23 protein-coding genes and 1 other RNA gene are annotated in these 22,866 nt (G+C 40.8%); 6 read left to right on the top strand and 18 right to left on the bottom strand.

Annotated features, from left to right (window positions below):
* Nucleotides 1-19: 19 nt before the first annotated feature.
* Both MHI11_RS10105 and MHI11_RS10100 read right to left on the bottom strand, forming a co-directional pair.
* Nucleotides 20-493 (bottom strand): GyrI-like domain-containing protein, encoded by a 474-nt coding sequence (locus MHI11_RS10105; RefSeq protein ID WP_050943935.1) that lies wholly within the window; start codon nt 491-493, stop codon nt 20-22.
* 54 nt (nt 494-547) lie between these two features.
* Nucleotides 548-1,480 (bottom strand): helix-turn-helix transcriptional regulator, encoded by a 933-nt coding sequence (locus tag MHI11_RS10100; protein WP_340911158.1) that lies wholly within the window; start codon nt 1,478-1,480, stop codon nt 548-550.
* Nucleotides 1,481-1,598: 118 nt separating this feature from the next.
* On the opposite strand from MHI11_RS10100, the gene MHI11_RS10095 reads away from it, so the two are divergent.
* Nucleotides 1,599-2,123: a mother cell-specific membrane sporulation protein gene (locus tag MHI11_RS10095; protein ID WP_111912793.1), complete on the top strand. Its 525-nt coding sequence runs from the start codon at nt 1,599-1,601 to the stop codon at nt 2,121-2,123.
* A 34-nt stretch (nt 2,124-2,157) separates the two neighbouring features.
* Here the strand turns inward: MHI11_RS10095 and czrA are convergent, their stop codons facing one another.
* A complete protein-coding gene (czrA, locus tag MHI11_RS10090; protein ID WP_007500691.1) occupies nt 2,158-2,487 on the bottom strand; it encodes a Zn(II)-responsive metalloregulatory transcriptional repressor CzrA in 330 nt (109 codons plus the stop codon).
* 186 nt (nt 2,488-2,673) lie between these two features.
* Here czrA and MHI11_RS10085 point away from each other — a divergent pair, with 186 nt between their 5' ends.
* Nucleotides 2,674-3,999, top strand: a complete 1,326-nt coding sequence (locus MHI11_RS10085) for an APC family permease (protein ID WP_044141292.1) — start codon at nt 2,674-2,676, stop codon at nt 3,997-3,999.
* A 97-nt stretch (nt 4,000-4,096) separates the two neighbouring features.
* On the top strand, nt 4,097-4,759 hold the full coding sequence (locus MHI11_RS10080) for a lysozyme family protein (RefSeq protein WP_044141293.1): 663 nt from the start codon (nt 4,097-4,099) through the stop codon (nt 4,757-4,759).
* A gap of 234 nt (nt 4,760-4,993) precedes the next feature.
* Here MHI11_RS10080 and prpB read toward each other — a convergent pair whose 3' ends face one another.
* The 4 genes from prpB to MHI11_RS10060 all read right to left on the bottom strand — a co-directional run bounded on the left by prpB (nt 4,994) and on the right by MHI11_RS10060 (nt 9,213).
* A complete protein-coding gene (gene prpB, locus MHI11_RS10075) occupies nt 4,994-5,911 on the bottom strand; it encodes a methylisocitrate lyase (RefSeq protein WP_185108868.1) in 918 nt (305 codons plus the stop codon).
* Nucleotides 5,912-5,923: 12 nt separating this feature from the next.
* A complete protein-coding gene (locus tag MHI11_RS10070; RefSeq protein WP_044141295.1) occupies nt 5,924-7,360 on the bottom strand; it encodes a bifunctional 2-methylcitrate dehydratase/aconitate hydratase in 1,437 nt (478 codons plus the stop codon).
* Nucleotides 7,361-7,362: 2 nt separating this feature from the next.
* A complete protein-coding gene (mmgD, locus tag MHI11_RS10065; RefSeq protein WP_340911166.1) occupies nt 7,363-8,505 on the bottom strand; it encodes a citrate synthase in 1,143 nt (380 codons plus the stop codon).
* Between the two features lie 168 nt (nt 8,506-8,673).
* On the bottom strand, nt 8,674-9,213 hold the full coding sequence (locus tag MHI11_RS10060; protein ID WP_044141297.1) for a DUF420 domain-containing protein: 540 nt from the start codon (nt 9,211-9,213) through the stop codon (nt 8,674-8,676).
* A 204-nt stretch (nt 9,214-9,417) separates the two neighbouring features.
* On the opposite strand from MHI11_RS10060, the gene MHI11_RS10055 reads away from it, so the two are divergent.
* Nucleotides 9,418-9,924: a hypothetical protein gene (locus tag MHI11_RS10055; protein WP_340911169.1), complete on the top strand. Its 507-nt coding sequence runs from the start codon at nt 9,418-9,420 to the stop codon at nt 9,922-9,924.
* Nucleotides 9,925-10,075: 151 nt separating this feature from the next.
* Here the strand turns inward: MHI11_RS10055 and MHI11_RS10050 are convergent, their stop codons facing one another.
* From MHI11_RS10050 to MHI11_RS10015, 8 genes are all read right to left on the bottom strand, one after another.
* Nucleotides 10,076-10,867: a LysM peptidoglycan-binding and 3D domain-containing protein gene (locus MHI11_RS10050; protein WP_003216022.1), complete on the bottom strand. Its 792-nt coding sequence runs from the start codon at nt 10,865-10,867 to the stop codon at nt 10,076-10,078.
* Nucleotides 10,868-11,123: 256 nt separating this feature from the next.
* Nucleotides 11,124-12,905 carry a DNA helicase RecQ gene (gene recQ / locus MHI11_RS10045; RefSeq protein WP_340960988.1) on the bottom strand — a complete coding sequence of 594 codons (1,782 nt, stop codon included), beginning with the start codon at nt 12,903-12,905 and terminating at the stop codon, nt 11,124-11,126.
* Between the two features lie 133 nt (nt 12,906-13,038).
* Nucleotides 13,039-13,224: non-coding RNA, 6S RNA (gene ssrS, locus MHI11_RS10040), on the bottom strand.
* A 132-nt stretch (nt 13,225-13,356) separates the two neighbouring features.
* On the bottom strand, nt 13,357-13,857 hold the full coding sequence (locus MHI11_RS10035) for a TraR/DksA family transcriptional regulator (RefSeq protein WP_340960986.1): 501 nt from the start codon (nt 13,855-13,857) through the stop codon (nt 13,357-13,359).
* 91 nt (nt 13,858-13,948) lie between these two features.
* On the bottom strand, nt 13,949-14,596 hold the full coding sequence (locus MHI11_RS10030; protein ID WP_340960985.1) for an SDR family oxidoreductase: 648 nt from the start codon (nt 14,594-14,596) through the stop codon (nt 13,949-13,951).
* Between the two features lie 172 nt (nt 14,597-14,768).
* The gene (locus tag MHI11_RS10025) at nt 14,769-15,107 is read right to left on the bottom strand and encodes a PH domain-containing protein (RefSeq protein ID WP_024422682.1); all 339 of its coding nucleotides are present in this window, start codon (nt 15,105-15,107) and stop codon (nt 14,769-14,771) included.
* A gap of 449 nt (nt 15,108-15,556) precedes the next feature.
* Entirely contained in the window at nt 15,557-15,694 is a 138-nt protein-coding gene (locus MHI11_RS10020; protein ID WP_223250615.1) for a DUF4025 domain-containing protein, read from the bottom strand.
* A 49-nt stretch (nt 15,695-15,743) separates the two neighbouring features.
* A complete protein-coding gene (locus tag MHI11_RS10015; protein WP_003215772.1) occupies nt 15,744-15,956 on the bottom strand; it encodes a DUF6501 family protein in 213 nt (70 codons plus the stop codon).
* Nucleotides 15,957-16,169: 213 nt separating this feature from the next.
* Between MHI11_RS10015 and MHI11_RS10010 the strand changes: the two genes are divergently transcribed.
* Complete coding sequence (locus MHI11_RS10010) at nt 16,170-17,654, top strand: aldehyde dehydrogenase family protein (protein WP_340960984.1); 1,485 nt, start codon at nt 16,170-16,172, stop codon at nt 17,652-17,654.
* A 569-nt stretch (nt 17,655-18,223) separates the two neighbouring features.
* On the opposite strand, the gene MHI11_RS10005 is transcribed toward MHI11_RS10010, so the two are convergent.
* Complete coding sequence (locus MHI11_RS10005; RefSeq protein ID WP_340960983.1) at nt 18,224-19,609, bottom strand: MFS transporter; 1,386 nt, start codon at nt 19,607-19,609, stop codon at nt 18,224-18,226.
* Nucleotides 19,610-19,757: 148 nt separating this feature from the next.
* Nucleotides 19,758-20,183, bottom strand: a complete 426-nt coding sequence (locus tag MHI11_RS10000; RefSeq protein ID WP_044141302.1) for a MarR family winged helix-turn-helix transcriptional regulator — start codon at nt 20,181-20,183, stop codon at nt 19,758-19,760.
* Nucleotides 20,184-20,623: 440 nt separating this feature from the next.
* Between MHI11_RS10000 and MHI11_RS09995 the strand changes: the two genes are divergently transcribed.
* Nucleotides 20,624-21,574 (top strand): bile acid:sodium symporter family protein, encoded by a 951-nt coding sequence (locus tag MHI11_RS09995; RefSeq protein ID WP_340960981.1) that lies wholly within the window; start codon nt 20,624-20,626, stop codon nt 21,572-21,574.
* Nucleotides 21,575-21,608: 34 nt separating this feature from the next.
* Here MHI11_RS09995 and odhB read toward each other — a convergent pair whose 3' ends face one another.
* Nucleotides 21,609-22,865 (bottom strand): 2-oxoglutarate dehydrogenase complex dihydrolipoyllysine-residue succinyltransferase, encoded by a 1,257-nt coding sequence (gene odhB / locus MHI11_RS09990; protein WP_044141304.1) that lies wholly within the window; start codon nt 22,863-22,865, stop codon nt 21,609-21,611.
* Nucleotide 22,866: the final 1 nt, after the last annotated feature.

The raw sequence follows: 22,866 nt of genomic DNA, 5'->3' as shown, positions 1-22,866 counted from the left end.
TAATGTTGTTAGTTTTATATTAACTAATGATATTAGTTTTAGCAAGCATTTCTTCATCAACCGCAATATAAATATCAATTTGCGCTTCTTTTGGATCTATAGATCTTTCATCATACCATTCAAAGTCGCCTGTATATGTGCGGTAATGGCGCTCATCCCACGCCCAAATCTGCTGCCATGTCTCCAACACAACCTCTTCAATAGGTCCCTTTCTCGTTCGGAATTTTGCGTAGGTCGATGAAGGAACCTCTATGACATGTTCTACCTGCTGATCCACGAATTGCCCAGCAGTAAATAAATAAGAGCCATGCTCATCTTTTTCATAATCTGAATATAATCCTATGACGGGCGCTTGCCCTCCGTGAAGCTGCTGCGCAAAAAATTGTTGCCAGAGTGGAGCAATCTTCCGCTCTTTTGTTTGCTCCATTTCGTTTGTTGTTCGAACAGACAACCCTTTCATCCATTGTTTCTCTAATGTCACGATATCGTACATACATTCTCATCTCCTTTTTTTCTATCATATAAAAAGAAACCTGACAACATTGTGTCAAGTTTCTATTCGTTTGAGAAATTGTTTCAACTGAATGTCAAACGCTTCTTTGACATGCTTCGGGGAAAGAATGTCAACATCTGGACCTAAATGGAATAGGAAACTATTTAACCAATCATCAAGAGGTACGGTAATGGTGGCAAGGTAAGTGCCGTCTGAACAAACATTCAATTCGTTCTCATCTACCCATTCCTTCACTTTCCCCACTGATGCTTCCGTTAACCTGAGCGTGACAGAGCTGACCGACGGTTGTTCTTGCCAAGAATCATTCCAAGGCTTTTCTTCGTTTTTGATTCTTTTCGGTTGAAAATAACCTGAAATGGTGACAAGACCCGTCATTCTAGTTAGCTTGAACAGACGAAAAGCTTTTTTTACACAACAGAACGCATACAAATACCAATGCCTCCCTTTTAAAACGAGCGTATAAGGCTCCACTTTGCGTGGAAGTGTTTCACCTTTCGCATTGCGGTAAGTAAACTGAATGTATTGGTGCGCTGACGCAGCTGTATGAATGAGCTGAAGCTTCTTTTCTGCCTGGCTGTCTTTTCCCCAGGAGCTTAAATCAATGAAGACATGATGCTGCTTTTCGTTTTCACACGTATGCGTGGGAATAAGCGATTTGATTTTTTTCAGTACATGTTCGCTTTCTTTAAAGGAATAGGCACTCGTCATGCTTTCGAGGGCTGTTAAAATGACCTCGATGTCATCATCAGTAAATAATTTTTTCTCTAAACGATAGTCCTCAACAAGTGAAATGCCCCCTCCTACTCCTTGCGTTGTCACAACAGGAATCCCAGCTTGATTGATGGTATCAATATCACGATAAATGGTTCTCACGCTCACTTCATGAAGTTCAGCAAGCTCTTTCGCTTGAACTTGCTTCTTGCTAATGAGCAGCATCACAATAGACAAAATGCGATCAATTTTCATGACTTTTCCTCTTTTTCATAAATGTAGGTTTTGATTTGATAAAAAAAGAAAGAATGGTAAAGATAAGTAACAGCCAGCATTCGTTTACATCCCTGCACGTGCAGGAGGAGGTTGCATCATGACACATAACGTGTGGCAGTTGTTCATGATTGGGATCATCATATTGATCTGCATGATCATTCGAATGAATCGAATGAGACGCTATCAGCTTGTACGCCCTATCAGGCTTTTGTTGAGAATGTATCTCTTTGGACTTTCTGCCCTTATTCTCCTATCAGAAGGATGGCAAAATCATAGTATCATCATCTATGCCGCTATTGGTATGCTTTTTGGAAGCAGCCTCGCTGTTCATGCCTATCAGACGATTCGCATGAAAGAAGAAAATGGCCGGCTGTATATGAAAACGAGTAAATGGATTGAAAGCTTCATTTTATGTTTGTTTTTATCTAGATTTGCCTTTAAATTGGTTGAACTGACAAAACATTCAATGACAAAGATCGATGTCATTGAATTGTATCAGCATATAGTGAGTGATGATGCCTTGACCATGCTCAGCTTTTTTCTGCTAGCTGCTTACTATATTGTTTTTTCTTATCACATGATGAAAGCAAATAAAAGATCAACTCATGTGCATCATGCATAAAAACCTTCCTATATGAAAGTAGGAAGGTTTTTTATCAATCGTGCTGTGCATGGTGAATCATCTGTTCAAGCACTTCCATCACATGCTGATCTTCAGGGCTGTAAAAAATCGAGGTCCCTGCTCGTCTAGATTTCACGAGACGAAGGTTTTTTAAAAAGCGCAGCTGATGAGAAACGGTTGATTGCATGAGATTCAGTGTTTCTGCTATATCATTTACCGAGTGTTCACCTTGAGACAGCAGGTGCAGAATTCGAATACGTGTCGGATCAGATAAAGCTTTAAAGGTTTGGGAGACAAGAAATAGACTTTCTTCATCCAGCTCCATCCTTTCCTGTTCTTGATTTGTATTCAGTTCTTCCTTCATTTTTCTTCACCTTTCTTGTCCGTCAAATCACGACTTATTCTATGTATCATCATATACCAAAACGTCCGGCGTGCAAAGAGAGCACACTTTAGAAAAAAGATTTACTCAAATAGCATTGACACTTGGTAGCATTCTTTTTAAAATGAGCATTATTTATTCATTTTTTTAGAGGAGCTGATAGGCAAATTGACTGAAGAGCCAAGACTAAAACGCAGCCTGACTGTCTTTCCACTTGTTGTGATCGGGCTTGCTTATATGGATCCACTTGTCGTATTTGATTCATACGGCATTGTGGCTCAACTGACGAAAGGACACGTTGCTACAGCTTATATATTTACGTTACTTGCATTACTATTGACAGCGCTTAGCTATGGGAATATGGTGAAGGCTTTTCCAAAAGCAGGATCTGCTTATACATACGCGCAAAAAAGTATACATCCTCATGTTGGCTTTCTTGTAGGCTGGACACTTTTACTGGATTATTTATTTTTGCCTATGGTGAATTTTGCGATTGGAAGTGCTTATTTAACCGCAGCCTTTCCTGATGTACCTCATTACATTTGGATCATCATACTTGCTATCGCCATAACGACTGTCAATGTAATCGGTATCCGGCTTACAGCCAACATCACGGCACTATTTGTGACCTTTCAGGTCATTGTCGCCGTCACTTTTGTTGGGTTTATTATGTATGGGCTCACGCAAAATGCAGGCAGCGGAGAATTATTGTCCGCCCGGCCTTTTTATTCGGCGAGCTTAGATCCAGCGCTTATTTTTTCAGGAGCAACCATTTTATGTTTTTCGTTTCTAGGATTTGATGCGATTTCGACCCTTTCTGAGGAAACCATTAAGCCAAAAAAGACGATCCCACTTGCCATCTTTTTAACCGTCGCCATTGGAGGCGTACTGTTTACCTTGACGTCTTATTTTTTGCAGCAAGTATTTCCAAATTTTCAGCAGTTCAAGCATCCCGATGCGGCCTCACTTGAAATTGCGGAATTTGTGGGCGGTGCCTTTCTCCACTCGTTCTTTTTAGCTGGCACAATGGTCGCTGTTATCTCTTCTTCCTTATCGTCACATGCAAGTGCAGCAAGGCTATTATATGCAATGGGTAGAGATGAGTCGTTACCGAAGCGTTTCTTCGGATATATTCATCCGAGATTAAAAACCCCTGTTTTTAATATTTTATTAATTGGCGCTTTCTCCTTAACCGCAGTCGTTGGCGAACTTGAAGTCATTTATTCCTTTATCAGCTTCGGCGCGTTGATTGGATTCACATTAGTGAACTTATCTGTTTTTGCGTACTATTTCATTAGACAAAAACAAAGAGGTGTACTCAATACATTGAGATACGCAGTGATTCCTCTGTGCGGGACGGCCTTTTGTATATGGCTGTTAACGAGCATCAGTACAAATGCATTAATCATTGGTTTGCTTTGGCTAATTATCGGTTTTGTTTATTTCTGCTACAGACTGAAAACAAGACCCGAATTTACATTTGGGTACGATTGATTAAAAGGTTTTCACTTGGTATCTTGTGCAGGATATGGCATAATAAAAAGGCTGTACTTCCCTTTTAAAAGCGGGGCAAAACAGGGGTGAACTGACCTTGAAAAAGAAAAAAACAGGATGTTTTGCCATTTCAGGCTGCTTCACGATTTTTCTGTTTGTTTTCGTATTAGTAGCCATTGTCATGTCCTTTAATCAAAAGGAGTTAAAAAAGCTGCCGATTGATACGGAATCAATTGTTTTGTCGAGATTGGATGATTTCAAACCGCTTGTAGAAACAGAGTTAAGAGATCAAGATTTAGATCAATATACCGCGTTAATCCTCGGTATGATGTATCAAGAATCAAAAGGCAGAGGCGGAGATCCAATGCAGTCCTCTGAATCTCTTGGTTTGAAACGAAATGAAATCAATGACCCTCAGAAAAGCATTAGACAAGGAGTCCATCATTTTTCTACTATGTACAAGCATGGGAAGAAAAAAGGCGTTGATTTGGAAACCATTATCCAAAGCTATAATATGGGAATTGGCTATATTGATTTTGTTGCAAAAAACGGGGGAAAACATTCCGAGAAATTGGCAAAGCAATACTCTAAAAAGCAAGTGAAACGAAACCCAGAAGTCTATACGTGCGGAGGCAACAAAGATAACTTCCGCTACCCATATTGCTTCGGTGACTTCACATATGCTGAAAAAGTTAAAGAAAAAACGAAAACAGTTGAAGAAAAGATGAAATTGGCTTCGTCATCCTCACCATCATCGTAAAAAAAGCACTTCCTAAATGGAAGTGCTTAGATTGTTGACAAAGTGCTAAAATGATGTTTATTTTAGCACTTTGTCTTCTTTTCAGCGTGACTTGAAAACCTTTGAAGTCTAGGAAGGACGAGTACCGGAGCGGAGCGAATTTGACATTCGTGAGCACCGGAGCGCAGACCTGACAACGAATGCGAGGGTTTGTCTACATGCTGAAGCACTTCCTAAATGGAAGTGCTTTTCATTTTATCGCTGTTCTTTTCCGATTTCCGGCAGGATCGTTTTCGCCAAATGCTGATCCATTTCCTCATATTCATCATAATGAATCGTTTCATACAGCTCTTGTCTCGTTTGCATGTCCTTTAGCATTCCTTGCTGCGTCCCCTTCTCCATGATTTCTGTAAATAAACGCTCATACGCTTTTGCAGCGACTCTGAGTGATGACACAGGGTAAATGACCATTTGAAAGCCAAATACAGAAAATTCGTCTGCATGATAATAAGGCGTCTTACCAAACTCCGTCATATTTGCAAGAAGCGGTCCTTTAATATTGTTTGACGCATGCGTGAAGTCCTCTGCTGTGATGAGTGCCTCAGGAAAAATAGCGTCAGCTCCTGCTTCTACGTAAAGATTGGCCCTGCGGATGACATCCTCCATCCCATTTACGGACCTTGCATCGGTTCTCGCAATCACCAAAAGCGTTGGTGCCGCTTGTTTGATGGCTTTGATTTTTGCGACCATTTCTTCTACTGGAACGAGCGATTTTCCGTTTAAATGTCCGCATTTTTTTGGCATTTGCTGATCTTCAATTTGAACAGCTGCCACCTTACTTTCTACCATTTCCTTTGCCGCCCTTGCAGCATTCAATACACCGCCATAGCCAGTATCCATATCGACCAAAAGCGGCAGCTGAGAAGCTCGAATGATTTCCTTCGCTTTTTCAGCCATTTCCGTTGAATGGATCATGCCGAGATCAGGCAATCCTTTGCTGGCACAAAAAGCGGCTCCGGATAAATAGAGCCCTTGGAAGCCCATTTTTTTTGCATAGAGCGCAGACATTCCATCGTGAACGCCTGGAATTTGAAATAAAGCTGATTTGTGCATTTGTTCTTGAAAGGCTGAGGCTAATTCTGCTTGACTTGATTCATCATTCACGATCCACACACTAGTTCCCCCTTATATGACGAATAGGTCCATAAATGCTGGTACGGTTGTTGTTTTTAATTGATTTGGATTTTGACAGAGTGACACAATTTGATCCACTTGTTTTTGTGGAAATCTCGTCTTCAAATGATAGAGCCATTTCTTTTCAAGCAGAGGAATCCCTTCCTGCCTTCTTCTGCGATGACCAAGTGGATATTCAATTTCGATTCGGTCTGTCATCGTCCCGTCTTTAAAGAAGATCTGCACACTGTTTGCAATGGATCTCTTTTTCGGATCTAAATAATCCGCTGTATATTGTTTATCTTCTTTGATGACCATTTGATCCCGGAGACGATCAATGACCGGATTTTGCGCTGTTTCTTCTTCATAATGGTCAGCTGTGAGCTCACCATAGATCAATCCAATCGCAGTAATATATTGCAAGCAATGATCGCGGTCTGCTGGATTATACAGCGGTCCCTTCTTATCGATAATCCGAATCGCTGATTCATGTGTTGTAATCTCTACTCGGTCAATGTCATCTAATCGACCTTTTACAGCGTCATGCAGGATCATAGCAGCCTCTGCAGCCGTTTGGGCATGAAACTCAGCAGGATAAGCAATTTTGAAAAGCACATTTTCGATGACGTATGATCCTAGCGGCTGAGCAAGTGTGAGAGATTTCCCTTTCATCAGAACATCTTCAAAGCCCCACTTCTCTGCACTAAGCGGCGTTTGATAGCCCATTTCCCCTTTGAGTGTCATCATTGCGAGTCTCACCCCGCGGCTTGTTGCATCACCCGCTGCCCATGATTTCCTTGATCCTGTGTTCGGGGCATGACGGTATGTTCTAAGCGGTGAATTATCAACAAACGCTTGCGATAAAACATGCTGCACGTCTTCCTTTGTTCCACCAAGCAATGCACATACAACAGCACTTGTTGCTACTTTGACAAATAGCACATGATCCAAGCCATTGCGATTCAGACAATTTTCTAAAGCCAGCACGCCTTGAATTTCATGTGCTTTGACGATCGCATGTAGTACGTCATTCATCGAAAGCGGCTCTTCTCCGTTTGCAAGCCGTGTTCTGCTGATGTAATCACTTACAGCTAATATTCCGCCTAAGTTATCTGACGGATGTCCCCACTCCTCTGCAAGCCACGTGTCATTATAATCTAACCAGCGAATCATACAGCCTATATCAAAAGCCGCTTGAACAGGATCTAGCACAAAGGAAGTACCTGGAACTCTTGCTCCATTAGGTACAACTGTTCCAGGTACAATCGGTCCAAGATGCTTCGTACATTCAGGAAAATTGAGCGCCAGCATTCCGCAGCCAAGTGTGTCTATGAGCACATAGCGTGCCGTTTCAATGGCTTCTTTACTCGTAATTTCCCCGTCTACTGCATAGGCTGCGATTTCTTCTAATAGCTGATCCGTTTGATTGGCGACTGCTGTTTTATTCATGTTCATTCCCCCATTTTTCCATCATCATCTGAAACTTTTAATCCTCTTGGCCCTAAATAACGGACTCTCGGTCTGAAAATGCGATTATGCAAATGCTGTTCAATGACATGAGCAGCTAATCCACTTGCCCTTGCAGCAAAGAAAATCGGTGTATAAAGTGAAATTGGAATCCCGAGCTCGTAATAAATAGGTGCGGCGTAATAATCAAGGTTCGGATAGAGGTTTTTCTTCTCTTTCATGTATGCCTCTCCTGCTACACACATGTCATAAAGCGCTGTATCTCCCTTTGATTCCGTAAGCGTTTTCAATGATCGTTTTAAAAGAGCGGCTCTTGGGTCCATTTTTCTCATGTATACCCTATGGCCAAAGCCCATCATTTTTTCCTTTGCTGCTAATTTCCGCTCAATCAGCGCAAGGAAGCCTTCCGTTGTTTTCCCTTCGAGAAGCATATGCATGACAGCTTCATTCGCTCCTCCGTGCAAGTCACCTTTTAATGAAGAAATTGCTCCAGTAAAAGCACCATACATATCAGAATGTGTGGATGCGATGACTCTAGCGGCAAACGTTGAATTAGGCAGCTCATGTTCACTATATAATGTGAGTGTTTGGTCAAAAGCGGTGATTTCGTCTTGGGTTGGCGTACGTCCTGTTAGCATGGTTAAAAAGGTTTCAGTGTAGGATTTGGTCTGATCTGGAGAAATAGCGGCGTCTTTTGTGAGAATATGATAGCTTCCAGCGACAATGGCCGGCAGCTGGCCGAGTAATCGAACAGCACGCTTTTGCTGGCATGCTTCTGATCGATCTTGTAATGCATCATCGTACCCACTAAGAGCAGATAGGCATGTTCTCATGGCATCCATCGGATGGGTGGTTTTTGGCAGCTTTGTTAAAATGGTTTGAATGGTTGGATGTAAGTTAGTTTGTGAGGAAATGTCTTGCTGAAATTGGTGATATTCCATCGCATCTGGCAATCTTCCATAAATAAGCAGATAGGCTGTTTCTAAATAGGTCTTTTTTTGTGCCAACTCGATGAGGTCATACCCGCGAATTACAATCTCTTCTTGCTGCACATCTAAGTATGAGATAGACGTTTCGCTTGCCACAATGTCTTCAAGCCCCGGTTTATACTGCAGTTGTTCAGTCATCATATAACCCCCGTTTCGTTCAATTGTTGTTCTCCAAACGAGCAAACGGCCAGAAATGATGTGAGTCTATAGATGGGAAGATACCGTGCAAGTCGGATACCCAATTCCCATTTTATCCAAAGCACTGCATCTTGTAAATAAAAGAACGTATGTCCAGTTGGACATACGTTAGCTGTAGTATGGAGAAATCATCATATACACAATGACGCCAGTGAGACTGACATAAAGCCATAGCGGCATTGTCCAGCGAGCAATTTTACGGTGACGCTCGACTTGCATCTGTGCACCTCTAAACAGCGTAATCAGGGCAAGCGGTACAATGACAGCTGATAAGACGATATGTGTGATTAAAATAAAGAAGTAAATTGGACGGATGATCCCTTCTCCTCCGAAATGGGTATCAGCTGCCATTGAGTGATAGGTCACATACGAAATTAAAAAGACAAGTGTCGTTGAAAATGCAGCAAAGATAAATCGTCGATGCGCTTTAATGTTCTTTTGTTTAATCATGATGAGTGCTGAAAGTAAAAAGATAAACGTAAAGCTGTTCATCACGGCATTAAGTAACGGCAAAAATGTAATATCCAGATGGCTAAATTTATCTGATTTTGGCATTAAAAATAATAAAGCGATTAATCCGTTGATGGCAATTGTTAAAATGATCACAACACCAGTGAAATTTTTCGGTTTCTGATTCTGTTCGTTCATGTTTGAAAACCTCTCTTTATTAGTTCCGACTAAGAGTATGTTATTTAAATTTCTCTATAAAGTCAATGAATTCGCTGTCTTCGTCGAATTTTAGACAAACTTGCAGGTTGCAGGCGTTCTAACGGCTTGAAAGATCCATCCACTTCCTTTAAAATTGGAATTTATGTGATTTTTATCATTGCTGATAGGAAAGGAGTAATGGACTTGTCAATCTTACAGGAAACAGCCAAAGATGTGAAGACGTTAGAGCAAGAATTACAGCAATTGCAGTTCCAAATGTATCGAATGCAAGAAAAGATGAAAGATATTTCGAAAAAAGCAAAAATCATTGGCATCGATCAAGCGAAAGAAGATGAGTGGCTGATCGTCTCTGCCATTGAAAGTGCAGATACATGTAAAATTATGCTCAGCGATTGTGAAAAAGCTTTTCGCGGACAATCTGATTTTTCCTTAATTGCGGAATATCCTGAAGAAGGAAAGATTCATATTGCCGATATTAAAGGTCCGCCAGATAATGGGTATGGCTCCATCTGCATGAAGCATTTAAAAGAAATCGCAAGAGATCAGAACATCCCAGTGATTACTGGCGACCTCGTCAAAAGAGACTGGGATCACGTGGATCGCTTGATTCATTTTTATGAAAAGCATCAATTTGATGTCCAGATCAATTGGAAAGAACAAAGCGGAGAAATTTATTGGGTGGACAGCTAACGACAAAAACCAGCGTGTATCATAAGATATGCGCTGCTTTTTGTCGAAAATGCAAATTTTTCAGAAAAATATGTGTATTTCTGACCAAAAAAAGGTATAATAAAAGCATCAGGCCGCCACCTGATGCTTTCTTCCAAAAAACAATTGTTTACTAGTTAAGTACTTTTACTTTGACTGATTTTACGCCCCAATTTTTCGCTTGGGATTTGCTTGGTACATGTACATCAATTTTGTTACCTTTAATTGCGCCGCCAGTATCTGCTGCGATGGCTTCACCGTAGCCTTCAACATAAACCTTACTTCCTAATGGAATGACATTAGGATCTACTGCAATTACTTTTGCATTTGGGTTTTTGTTTAAGTTTACCCCTGTTGCAGTGATACCTGAGATGCCACCATCATTTGCTGTATAAGCCGTAGCCGTAACAGTCATTTCTTTTTGTACACTCTGACTAGCAGAAGATGATTCTGCTTTAGCTGTTTCCTTTTTAGGAGCAGCTTTTTTCGTTGTTTGCTCTTTTTGGACAGGTTCCTGTTTTTGAACAGGTTCTGAGCTTACCGGAGCCGAGCTTTGGCCAGCAACACTTAGTGTTGAACCAACCATAATTATATCTGAGTTTAAGTTATTCCAAGACTTAATATCGCTAATTGACACATTGAATTTTTGAGCGATTTTCCAGAGGCTGTCCCCCTTCTGGACTTTATACTGCTCCTGAGTTTTCTCTTTTGAAGAGATTGTCAATTTATCACCTACATAGATCATATCAGTAGATAAATTGTTCCAACCCTTTAGGTCCTTTAGAGACACATCATTTTTTTGTGAGATTCCCCAAAGTGTATCACCTTTCTGTACAGTGATTTCCTTTGCAGAAGCTTGCTGCGCTCCAAATGCTGTTGTTGAGATTGCTGCAACAGCAACCAAGGACATAATAGTCTTCTTCATAAAGTAAATCCTCCCTTGTTAGCTTTTTATGGCGGCTAACGAGTGCTATCGTAACATATGTAAATGTCAATTCAATAACAAAACGATATGTTTTAGATTACAGTTCCTTTACATGAAACATCTCTCTCCATTGGTAAATCAGACCACAAAACGGCTTGATTCCCCGCCATATCAAGGTTTTACAAGGATTGAAAATGACCTGATGAAAACGCGTCCAAGTACAGCGAAAAAAATTTATTTTTCTTCTTCAAACTCTTTATTTTTTCTCTTTTTCTATAAATAAACGAATTTCTTCTAAAAAAACATCTCCATATTTCTCTCTTTTTTGAGCGCCAATCCCCTTAATTTGGAGTAATTCATCATCTGTTTTAGGCTCTACAGCTGACATTTCCTTCAATGTTTGATCAGAAAATACAACAAATGGCGGGACGCCTTGCTCTCTAGCTAGCTTCATTCTCAGCGCTCTCAATCGCTCAAATAATGCATCATTTTCTTGAATGGCCTCTGCTTTGATCGCCTGCTTTTTATACACTGTCTCTTGTCCAACTAACACTTTCTTCCCTTTATGGGTCACCTTCAGTGTTGGGTAAGCACCTTCAGACATGTGCAAATACTCTTCTGTAATTAAAAATTCAATGAAGTCACTGATTTGCTGAGCCGAATGTTGTTTCATTAAAGCATATGTAGGGAGACGATCGAAACCTAGCTCTAGCACTTTTTTATTTTTAGAGCCTGCCAATACTTGGGCGATCATCATTTTACCGAATCGCTCATTCATTCTCACTGTACAAGATAACACCATCTGTGCTTCTCTTGTGACCTCTTCACGCTCTCTTTCATCAAGGCAGTTGCTGCATTTACCGCAAGACGAACTAGCTGTTTGATCAAAATAATCCATCACAAATTGCTGCAGACATTGCTCAGTATGACAGTAATCCACCATTTGCCTTAATTTAAGCAGCTCATGCTGGTAGCGCGTCTCATCTTCTATTGACTGCTCAATGAGAAAGCGCTGCACTCTTACACCTTGAGGTGAAAACAGTAAAATGCATTCACTTTCAAGCCCATCTCTGCCGGCACGGCCAGCTTCTTGATAGTAGCTTTCAATATCCCTTGGAATTTGATGATGGATCACAAAACGTACATTCGACTTATTGATTCCCATGCCAAATGCTGATGTGGCGACCATCACCTGGATATCATCATTTAAAAAGAGGTTTTGCTGCTCTTCTCTCGTATGATCATCCAATCCACCATGATAAACACCAGCTTTGATCTTTTGTTTTTTTAGTCGATGATAAATGTTATCCGCTTCTTTACGAGTGGCGGTATAAATAATGCCAGACTCAAGACTGTTTTTCTTCATATATTGTGTGATGAAACGTTCACTGTTTTCTCCTTTGATCACTTGAAAGGACAAATTTTCTCTAGCAAACCCAGTAAAGATGGTTTCTTCTTCGTTGATACCAAGCTGTTCACATATATCTTGATGGACCTTTTTCGTCGCTGTAGCTGTTAATGCGACAATCACCGGTCTTTTTGACAGCTTGTTCAAGCATTCTTGAATGAAGCGATAACTTGGCCTAAAATCATGTCCCCACTCGGATATACAGTGCGCCTCATCAATCGCAATTAAAGGAATCGTTAACCGATCTAACAGCTGAAAAAAACGTTCATTTTGTAAGCGTTCAGGTGTGATATAAAGCAGTTCATATTCCCCTTTTTCGCATTTTTTCAGCCTTTCATTCATTTCAGCTGCGGACAGAGTGCTGTTTAAAAAGGAAGAACGTATGCCCATCTCATTTAACGCATCAACCTGATCCTTCATTAAAGAAATAAGCGGAGATACCACGATCGTTGTACCTTCCATCATTAGTGCAGGGATCTGATAGCAAACTGACTTCCCTCCGCCTGTCGGCATAATGCAGACGGTATCCTTTTGTTTATTTACAATCGCTTCAATGGCTTGTTTCTGTCCTTTTCTAAAGGCATCAAAGCCATAATATTGTTTCAGGAGTGCTTCTGCTTGTTCTAACATCCAATTCCCTCTCTGTCATTTGTTTTGTCCATTTTAACATAGATTCTTGCCTCTACAGGCGATCAGTTGAATTTCGTCTTTTTACAAAATAAAAAGCCATTTTCCGAAATGGAAAATGGCTTGAATCATCCTAGGAAAAGCTGCGGATGCCGTAATCTAAGTAAGAAAGTTTTAAACCACCACTCCTCAAAGTGGGTGTTTGCAGAAACGTTCCTGTCTTCCTCTCTAAAGAGGCATGACATTCCGGCTTCAATATAAAACTCCCTATTACAGCTTAAAGGTTAAAACTTAATTAACATTACGCGCATCGCAGCCTTTAAACTATATTACACGAAAGTTTATTAAATTTCAAGAGATCTTTTTTCTATAAAAGACTCGTGTATACAAAAGTTTTGTCCTTGTACACATAAGAAAAAATTATTCTAAAAAAATGTAACTTACACTTATTACCCTATTTTTCATCGTCTATGTCAACATCCTGCTCTTCCTCTAATCGTTCATACGTATCTGAATGCATCTGATCCATTGTTTGTCTATTTGTTAAATCACGCATTTGATCAGAGAAATTACGGTCAAACTCGTTTGGGTCTTGAGTGGTTTCTTCATTTTTCTTCGCATCGATTGAATAGCGTGTATAGGGAACTGCTTTTAAACGTTCATACGGAATGTCTTTCCCTGTTTTCTCACAGACCCCATATGTTCCGTCTTCCATTCGTTTCAGGGCTGCATCAATTTCAGCTTCAAGCTGGCCATCAACTTGGTCCAGTGTTTGTTCGGTCATGCGGTCTAAATAGATGCTCCCATGATCAGCGATATGATTTCCAACACCATTTGAAATCTCGCTGGATTCACTTAGCATAGATTCTTCTTTCTTTTTTGACCCTTTTACATCTTCCTTTAATTGATTCAATCTTTCGTATAAATCAGCTTTTTGTTCTTTCGTTAAGCCCACGGTCAATCACTCCTTTCTTATTACCTTCCCGCTGCAAGGGAATTGAAAACATCAAAAAAGCCGCCGCCTTATTGGCAGCAGCTTTCTTCTCTTACAAGGTACGAAGTGCTTCTTCTAATGGTTTATCTCCTTTAATTAAGTCAAAGGATTTATTTTTCACATTGGATTCTGTTAAGCTTTCCACAAGCACAGTGGCTACGTCCTCTCTTGAAATCTCAATGTTTTGATCATCTGGAATATGCTCCGCTGCTTCGATCTTTCCTGTCTTTTCCTCATGCAGCAAGGCACCAGGACGGACAATGGTATAGGAAAGCCCAGACTGTTTTAGGTGTTCATCTGCTTTTCTTTTTGCCTCATAATAAATTTCCATACTACCTTGCCCTTTTCCCTGGTTTGGATCATCGGCATTATAGGAACTGAGCATCACAAAATGCTGAATGTTTTCTTTTTTTGCTGAGTCAACAAGACGTTTTGCACCTTCTTGATCCACTGCAATCGTCTTATCTGCACCTGTTTTTGAGCCTGAACCAGCTGCAAAGATGACAGCATCTGCTTGTTTCACAGCATCTGTCACATCCTTTTCAAGATCACCGATGACAGGCGCTGCACCTAGTTCTTTTAGCGCATCCACTTGTTTTTCATCTCGAATGAGAGCAAGCGGCTCATGTCCTTTTTCTTTTAAATAACGAATGACGAGTCTACCTGTATGTCCATTTGCTCCAGCAACTAATACTTTCATTGTTCATTCTCCTTTCTGTATCTGTTTCATCTTTATCCTTTTTTGCTATCATTCAAACACCTAAACAAAATAGCCCTTCCCAGAAAATATGGGGAAGGGCTCAAGCAATGTGCGATCTATTAAAAAAGTAGAATGAGAAAAGTGCATGTGATCTATGTAATCGCAAGGTTGATCAGCAAAGATGTTTTGTCAAAATGGCTTGCACATCACTCAAATCCGTCTCTTTTGAAAAATCGAGTTCAAATACTTTTGAGCTTGTGACAAGCAGCATACCTGTGTCCTGATCAAACACGCCAGCTTCTTGAATGGCAAAACTTTCAATTGATCGATACGGCAAGGAGACCCTGACTTTCTTCTTAGAAAATACGCGGTTATCGCCAAAGATCAGTCGTTTATTGGTGAAACAAATTTGGTCGTGACGCAGTCTGTAAACAGCTTCAATTCTTTCCCCTTCAATTAGTAAGGATTCGAATTTCTTATCATTTTGTTTACTGACAGAAAAAATACCCACGTAAACCCCCTCTTCCTCCATCAAATTCCTTTATGAAAAAACGCCCACACGCTCTGTGGATACGTTTTGTTCTCACTTATAGAATACGCTATAAATAGTCGTTATTCCATTACGAATAGATTAAATTTCATTTAACTTTTTCTTTTTGATTCGATGCTCTTTCCTCTACTTATTTAGACAGTTAAAGCAGGAAAAAAGTTTCAGTTCTTTTTGAGAAAAATGGTTGAATTGTGACCAATAAAAAAACAGTGATTTTTTCAAATCACTGTCAGCGTGTAGACAAACCCTCGCATTCTTTGTCAGTCCTTGCGCGCCGGTGCTCACGAATGTGAAATTCGCTCCGCGCCGGTACTCGTCCTTCCTAGGGCTGCAAAGGTTTTCATGTCACGCTGAAAAGAAGACAAAGTGCTAAAATAAAAATCATTTTAGCACTTTGTCAACAATCTGGACTATTCGTCTTTTGGTGTTTCAATGGTTCCCTCGGCATATACATCGGAAATCTGCTCAAGCGTAATTGCCATATCAGCATCTTCGTTATCATGCCAAGCATTTTGTTGATTCTGCTCATCTGTTTGCTTCTTTTTCATCATCATCACCCTTTACTGTTTTTCTTAGTATGAGTGATGATCACCAAAATCATTCAGCAGAAAAGTCTTCGAAATACTCTTTATAATACCCGCCTACTTTACCTGTATTATCAACGACAAACAGGAATTCTTCTGTTTCATTTTTCACTTCATATGTACTTCCAACCGTTAGTGCACGGTCGACCATATATTTTTTCGCATTCGTATGTATACATTTTACTTGTTTTAACGTTTGAGCCGTTTGCCAGTTTTGATGGATCATGATTTAAAAACTCCTTTTTTCATCTATACATTTATTGTAGCCAATTTTTCATGAAATGCAATGAGTGTTATGGATTGCTTTCGTACATGTGGTGTAATATGATGAATGTATACGTTTACATCCATGTGCGTATACTAGATCATTTGCTTCAGGTCCGCTTTTTCACCTAGAACTCGCAGAACAATCCATATCTTTAAGGAGGTTTGTTTATTTATGAGCTCTACAACACTTCAAATTAGTTCAAAACTCGAATATTTTCTCCAAGGGACGAAAAAACTCTACATTAATGGTCAGTTTGTCACAAGTCACGATAACAAAACCTTTTCAACTCCTAACCCAGCCACAGGTGAAACCCTTATTGATGTATATGAAGCAGGTGCAAAAGACATTGATGAGGCAGTAAAAGCAGCCAAAAAAGCCTTTCATGGTCCTTGGCGCTCCATGTCTGCCGCAGAACGCGCCCGGCTCATGTTCAAGCTTGCCGATTTAATGGAAGAAAACCAAGAAGAGCTCGCTCAGCTCGAAACTTTAGATAACGGAAAGCCAATTAATGAAACAACCAATGCAGATATCCCTCTCGCAATCGAGCATATGCGCTATTATGCGGGCTGGACAACCAAAATAAGTGGGCAAACCATTCCTGTCAGCCAAGGATACTTTAATTATACCCGTCATGAGCCTGTTGGCGTTGTTGGACAAATCATACCTTGGAACTTCCCGCTACTTATGGCCATGTGGAAAATGGGTGCTGCACTTGCGACAGGCTGCACCATCGTATTAAAACCAGCAGAACAAACACCCCTCTCTGCGCTTTATTTAGCTGAATTAGTGGATAAAGCCGGCTTCCCAGAAGGTGTGATTAACATCGTACCTGGATTTGGCGAAACAGCCGGGAATGCGTTAACCGATCACCCTGATGTGAATAAGCTTGCCTTCACGGGGTCAACAAGTGTTGGGAAACTCATCATGGAGAAAGCAGCCAAATCCATTAAGAGGGTCACATTAGAACTTGGCGGAAAATCACCAAACATTATTTTACCAGATGCAGATTTAAAGAAAGCCATTCCAGGTGCTTTAAACGGCGTCATGTTTAACCAAGGTCAGGTTTGCTCTGCAGGTTCGAGGGTCTTTGTTCACCGGAGTCAATATGATGAGGTTGTCGATCAAATGGCTGAATATGCGACATCCCTCAAACAAGGAGCCGGTCTTCATCAAGATACGCAAATCGGACCTCTCGTAAGTAAAGAACAGCACGAGCGCGTGTTAGGCTATATTGAAAAAGGTAAATCAGAAGGTGCAACAGCCGTTGTCGGTGGCGATTGCCCTTATGAGGCTGGTTATTTTGTCTCCCCTACTGTTTTTAAAGATGTAGAAGATGACATGACCATCGCAAAAGAAGAAATCTTTGGACCTGTCCTATCTGCGATTCCTTACGATTCCATTGATGAAGTGGTCGAAAGAGCCAACCAGTCTGACTATGGATTAGCCGCAGGACTTTGGACAGAAAACTTAAAGCATGCCCATGATATTGCTGCACGTCTTGAAGCAGGCACGATTTGGGTCAACTGCTATAACGTCTTTGATGCTGCCTCCCCGTTTGGAGGATATAAGCAATCAGGTTTAGGCAGAGAAATGGGTTCGTATGCGTTGAATAATTACACTGAAGTGAAAAGTGTATGGATTAACCTCCAAGATTAATGTACACTCAGCAAAGCCGATGGCAATGTCATCGGCTTTTTTGTGATTGCATGTGGCAAGTAGGCACATGAATACTTTTTTATACGAGCCATTTTCTGAAACCTTTGACCTTTAAATTGTCCCAATATATAACAAGGGATTCAGCGATTTTTGAGAAACCCGAATATCCCGTTCAAATGGTCATACAAGGGTAAAACGGAATATAGCACTGTACTTCCGTCATCTCAATTTAACTCCCTAATTCGATGCGCTGTCACCCGTAAAAAATATGCGGCTTCTTTATAAGCTTTTTAATATGATTCTTAAATCGTTCATTTTTCCATGCACTTAAAACCATTTTATCAATCATTTGGGACAACAGAAAAAATGTGGAGCTTTTGACTGTCCGCCTACATCATATGGTGCTATTTTTTTGTAAGATTATCCTTGGTAGCATCTAGCCCATCATGCCAGGATGACCTGAACGTTTTTTTAACCACCACAATATTCACGTCCGACTGTAAACTGCCTCGCACCGCCCATTCAATAAAGGGGCATATTCAATTTTTCGGTTTTCAGAACAGAATCGGTTAATCCTTCGAGGCTTTCGCTTGCTTGATACGAAAGGAAATCGTAAAGCTCAAGAGAACGAAAAGAAATTGAAGAGACAGAGCCAATATAATTCCCGTCAACATCCCCAAATTTAGTGATTGACTAACAGCAATGAGGGCTCCGCCGACTCCTATGCTTAGCCCCGGACTAAATGCATCTGTAAACTGAAGACTGGCAGATATTTCTCCTTCTTCACCTGTTTTCGTGTGTTGCAGTGCAATCGCTCCAGTCGTAGGATGTGCCAAACCGATACCAAACCCAGTGAAAAGCTGTGAAATCACTGCAAATACGATCCCCCCTTCAGGGAGGCTAACAGCGAGAATGACCGCAGCAACTCCAATGACCATAAATCCAATACCAACGGTTACTCGTTTCTTTCGGCCCATCCCATGGTCTTTAGCATCTAACTTTGACTGAAGCCAGGCTGCCGCTGACCAGCTTAATGCACCCGCAGCTACAATTAACCCCGCCATATCTGCAGGAAGCTTTTTCACATCTGTTAAAGCCAGGACAACATAGCTCTCGGTCGCATTATAACTAGCAACAAAGAATCCTCTTGAAGCAATCGTAGCCGGTAAACCTCTTCTTGCACTTAAGGTACCCTCAGGCAGCAGCTTTCGCAAAGGGTGTATCATGATAAACAAGCCCGCTACCAAAAGTACGATTCCTTTCCAATCGGTTATAAAACTTAGCCCAGCCAGAAACATTCCCGTTCCAATAGTCAGTAGCACTGCAAAACCTTCTTTTCGGTTATTCTTGGAAGGGGTAGTTACTCTAACTGAAAATTTACGAAAAGCAGGAAGCGTCAGCATGACAGCCAAACCAATGAAGGGAAGCACAAGCCAAAAAACAACTCTCCAAGATATTTGCTCCGCTATAAGCCCAGCAATATAAGGACCAATTAGTGCAGGTAAAATATATGCGCCGGAAAACAAAGCAAGTATTTTCGTTCTTAGCTTATCGGGATAACCTAAAGTAATGCTGTAATACACACACGTAATGATGCCGCCGCCACCAAAACCTTGAAACACTCTCCCTATAATTAGGGTAATCATATTCACGGAAGTGGCGGCAATCACGATGCCGATCACAAAAAACAGTATTGATATGCCAAACGATGCAAATACGCCGTTTTTGTTAATCCGTGTTCCTATAATCATCGTTCCAAGGATTTGTGCCAAAAGAAAAGAGCTGAATATCCAGCCGTACAAATGGAGCCCATTCAATTTTTGAGCTAAGCTCGGAGCAATCGTAACAACAGCTAAACTTTCAAACGCAACGGTAGTTACAGCAAGAATAATCCCGATGGTCAAAGCTCTGTATTTGGCGTCGAAAACCCCTATTTCTTTAAGTTTTATTTTCATCTTGTAACTCTCCTTTAGAATAAGGTTTTAGTTGTCGAAGCTATAATTGTTGCAGCAACTATATAGCCTGAAAAGTTAAATATGATGTCCAATTGTGATTCTCCCCTCAATGTGGAGAGAATCACTTCAAGAGAGACTTCTCTTTGGGCTATAGATCTTTTACGTTGTTATACATTACACTAAGAACCCTTCTAAACATTTCAACTTCTTTTTCGGATAACCCCTGTATGGTGTTATTATATGCTTCAATTGAAGGAGCAAGAATTTCATCTTTAATATCTCGTCCTTTAGGAGTTAAATATAAACGCAAAGACCTTCTATCCGTTTCATGAACCACACGATAAATAAATCCCTTCTTTTCAAGCTTAAACAGCATTCGTGCAACATTTGTTTGGTCCTTGTGTAGCCTCTCGGCAAGTTCTTTTTGAGTAATCCCTTCTTTTTCCCATAGGACGATTAGTATTTCCCACTGATCCACTGTGATGTCAAACGGATTGACTACCTTTTGGTAGTAATTATTCAGTTTTAGTGCCGCGCGCTGTACATTAACGCCAATATATTTTTCTAATTTCAAGGTTGCCCTCCTATATAGTAGTTGTGATTATAGTTGTCACGACAATTATAATCACAACTCTTAGTCATGTCAAGTCACGAATATATTATTCGAACTTCAAAAATGATTCGTTTTTCATTAATTCTGGACAGTCAAAAGTTCTACAATACAAAAAAACAGAATTCTTGCTTGGATTTAATTATTTTCGTTATAGATAAGTGAGGATTTTGCACAAACAGGCAGAAATGGATTGGTGTGAACCTTAAGCACAACTTGAGCAAGCGCAACAAGTCAAATGAACACCTTTTTGAGACTTTACTCCATGTAGGCAAATGCTTATGTGGCGCATTTTTTAGTTTACATAATTTTATTATTGTCACCAATCTAAAGAACGGGTTGTTTTTTCAGAAAATTCATTTAAAATAAGAAAGATATGTGAGGAAAGAGAGCTGAAGCAATGAATGAAGATTTTATTAACCATTAGTCACTTTGCAGGAAGAACCTTTGCGATTTGGGTCATTTTATTTGCGTGTCTTGGATTTGCCTTTCCTGCCGAATTTTCTAAGATTGGACCTTATATTCCTTTTTTACTCGGTATTATTATGTTTGGGATGGGGCTTACCCTGTCTGCTGAAGATTTTAAAGAGCTGTTTCGAAAACCTCTCTATGTGCTGATTGGGGTCCTGGCGCAGTACACACTCATGCCGCTTATTGCCTTTCTATTAGCTTACGGATTACAGCTTCCTTCTGAAATTGCAGTAGGCGTTATTCTTGTGGGCTGCTGCCCAGGCGGTACAGCATCCAATGTGATGACCTTTTTGGCGAAAGGAAATACGGCATTATCTGTAGCCGTCACCACCTTATCGACCCTTCTTGCTCCATTTTTAACACCTGTCTTTATTTTATTCTTTGCAAGATCATGGTTACCTGTATCGCCAGAAGCGCTATTTTTGTCAATTGTACAAGTTGTGTTGATCCCAATTATCTTAGGCGTTATCGTTAAATTGTTTTTCAAAAAACAAGTGACCTATGCGGTTCAAGCACTACCGCTTGTGTCTGTCGCCGGAATTGTAGTGATCATTGCAGCGGTTGTCAGTGCAAATAAAGAGCAGATTCTTCAATCTGGGCTGCTGATATTGGCCGTTGTTATCTTACATAATGGACTTGGTCTTTTATTTGGTTACCTTATTGCAAAGTGGTGCAAAATGGATATCCCTTCTCGAAGAGCCATCTCGATTGAAGTAGGCATGCAAAACTCTGGACTTGGTGCAGCTCTAGCGACAGCACACTTCTCGCCACTTGCAGCCGTACCAAGTGCCATTTTTAGTGTGTGGCATAATTTATCTGGTTCCTGGCTTGCGACGTATTGGTCAAAGAGAGGAAATGCTGAAAATGAAAAGAAAAAAAGCTAGCACCTTAATGGGTGCTAGCTTTTCAAATTGAAGATTATCCTTCAAGCAATAGCTGCTCTGGATCTTCAAGTAAGTTTTTAATCGTGACAAGGAATCCAACTGCTTCTTTACCATCGACAATCCGGTGGTCGTAAGAAAGAGCTAAATACATCATCGGTCGGTTCTCAAAACGTTCTTCATCAATTGCCACAGGTCGAAGCTGAATTTTGTGCATCCCTAAAATTCCAACTTGAGGGCTGTTTAAAATTGGTGTCGAAAGCAGTGAACCGAATGTTCCGCCGTTTGTGATCGTGAATGATCCACCTTGCAGCTCATTTAGAGATAATTTATTATCTCGTGCTTTTTTCGCAAGATGACCAATTTCCTTTTCAATCCCTGCAAACGACAATCTGTCTGCATCACGGACAACCGGTACGACAAGTCCTTCGTTAGCAGCAACAGCGATGCCGATGTCATAAAATTTCTTCAAGACGAGCTCATCACCTTGAATTTCTGCGTTAAGCAGCGGATATTTCTTCAGTGCTGCTACAACTGCTTTTGTGAAGAAAGACATGAAGCCAAGCTTTACATCATTTTGTTCAAGGAAGGCATCTTTACGGCGTTTTCTTAAGTCCATCACAGCCGTCATATCTACTTCATTAAATGTCGTCAGCATTGCAGCCGTTTGCTGAACCTCAACTAAACGTTTTGCAATCGTTTGTCTGCGGCGCGACATTCTCTCACGTTCAATTGGCTTTCCTGGTTGTTCATTTTGCACCGCAGCATTTGCTTTTGGCGCGGCTTTTGGTGCACTTGCAGGTGCTTCATTCTTTTGATAAGAAGCGACATCCTGCTTTCGTACCCTGCCCAGCGGATCTACGGTTGGAATTTCAGATAAGTCTAGTCCCTTCTCTCTCGCTAGTTTTCTAGCTGCAGGAGAAGCGATAGTTCTGCCATTACCAGATTTCGGCTCTTCTTTCACTGCTTCTTCTTTTTGAGCAGCTGCCGATTCATCTTTCGGAGCTGGTGCAGACTCTTGCTCAGGTGCTGGAGCTGCGGACTCGCTTCCGCCAGCTTCACCCGCTGCAATTGTTCCGATGACTTCTCCAACTTGTACAGTGTCACCAGAATCTTTCAGCACTTCTTTGAGTACACCAGATTCTTCTGCTGTCAGTTCGACATTGACTTTATCTGTTTCAAGTTCTAACAGGTACTCTCCCTGCTCCACATAATCGCCCGGCTGCTTTAGCCATTGAGCTATCGTTCCTTCCGAGATCGATTCCGCTAATTCAGGTACTTTAATTTCCGCCATT

Origin of the sequence: Bacillus sp. FSL K6-3312 (genome assembly GCF_038007485.1) — a bacterium.
GTDB lineage: Bacteria > Bacillota > Bacilli > Bacillales > Bacillaceae > Bacillus > Bacillus pumilus.
This window is presented reverse-complemented; position numbering and strand designations above follow the sequence as displayed.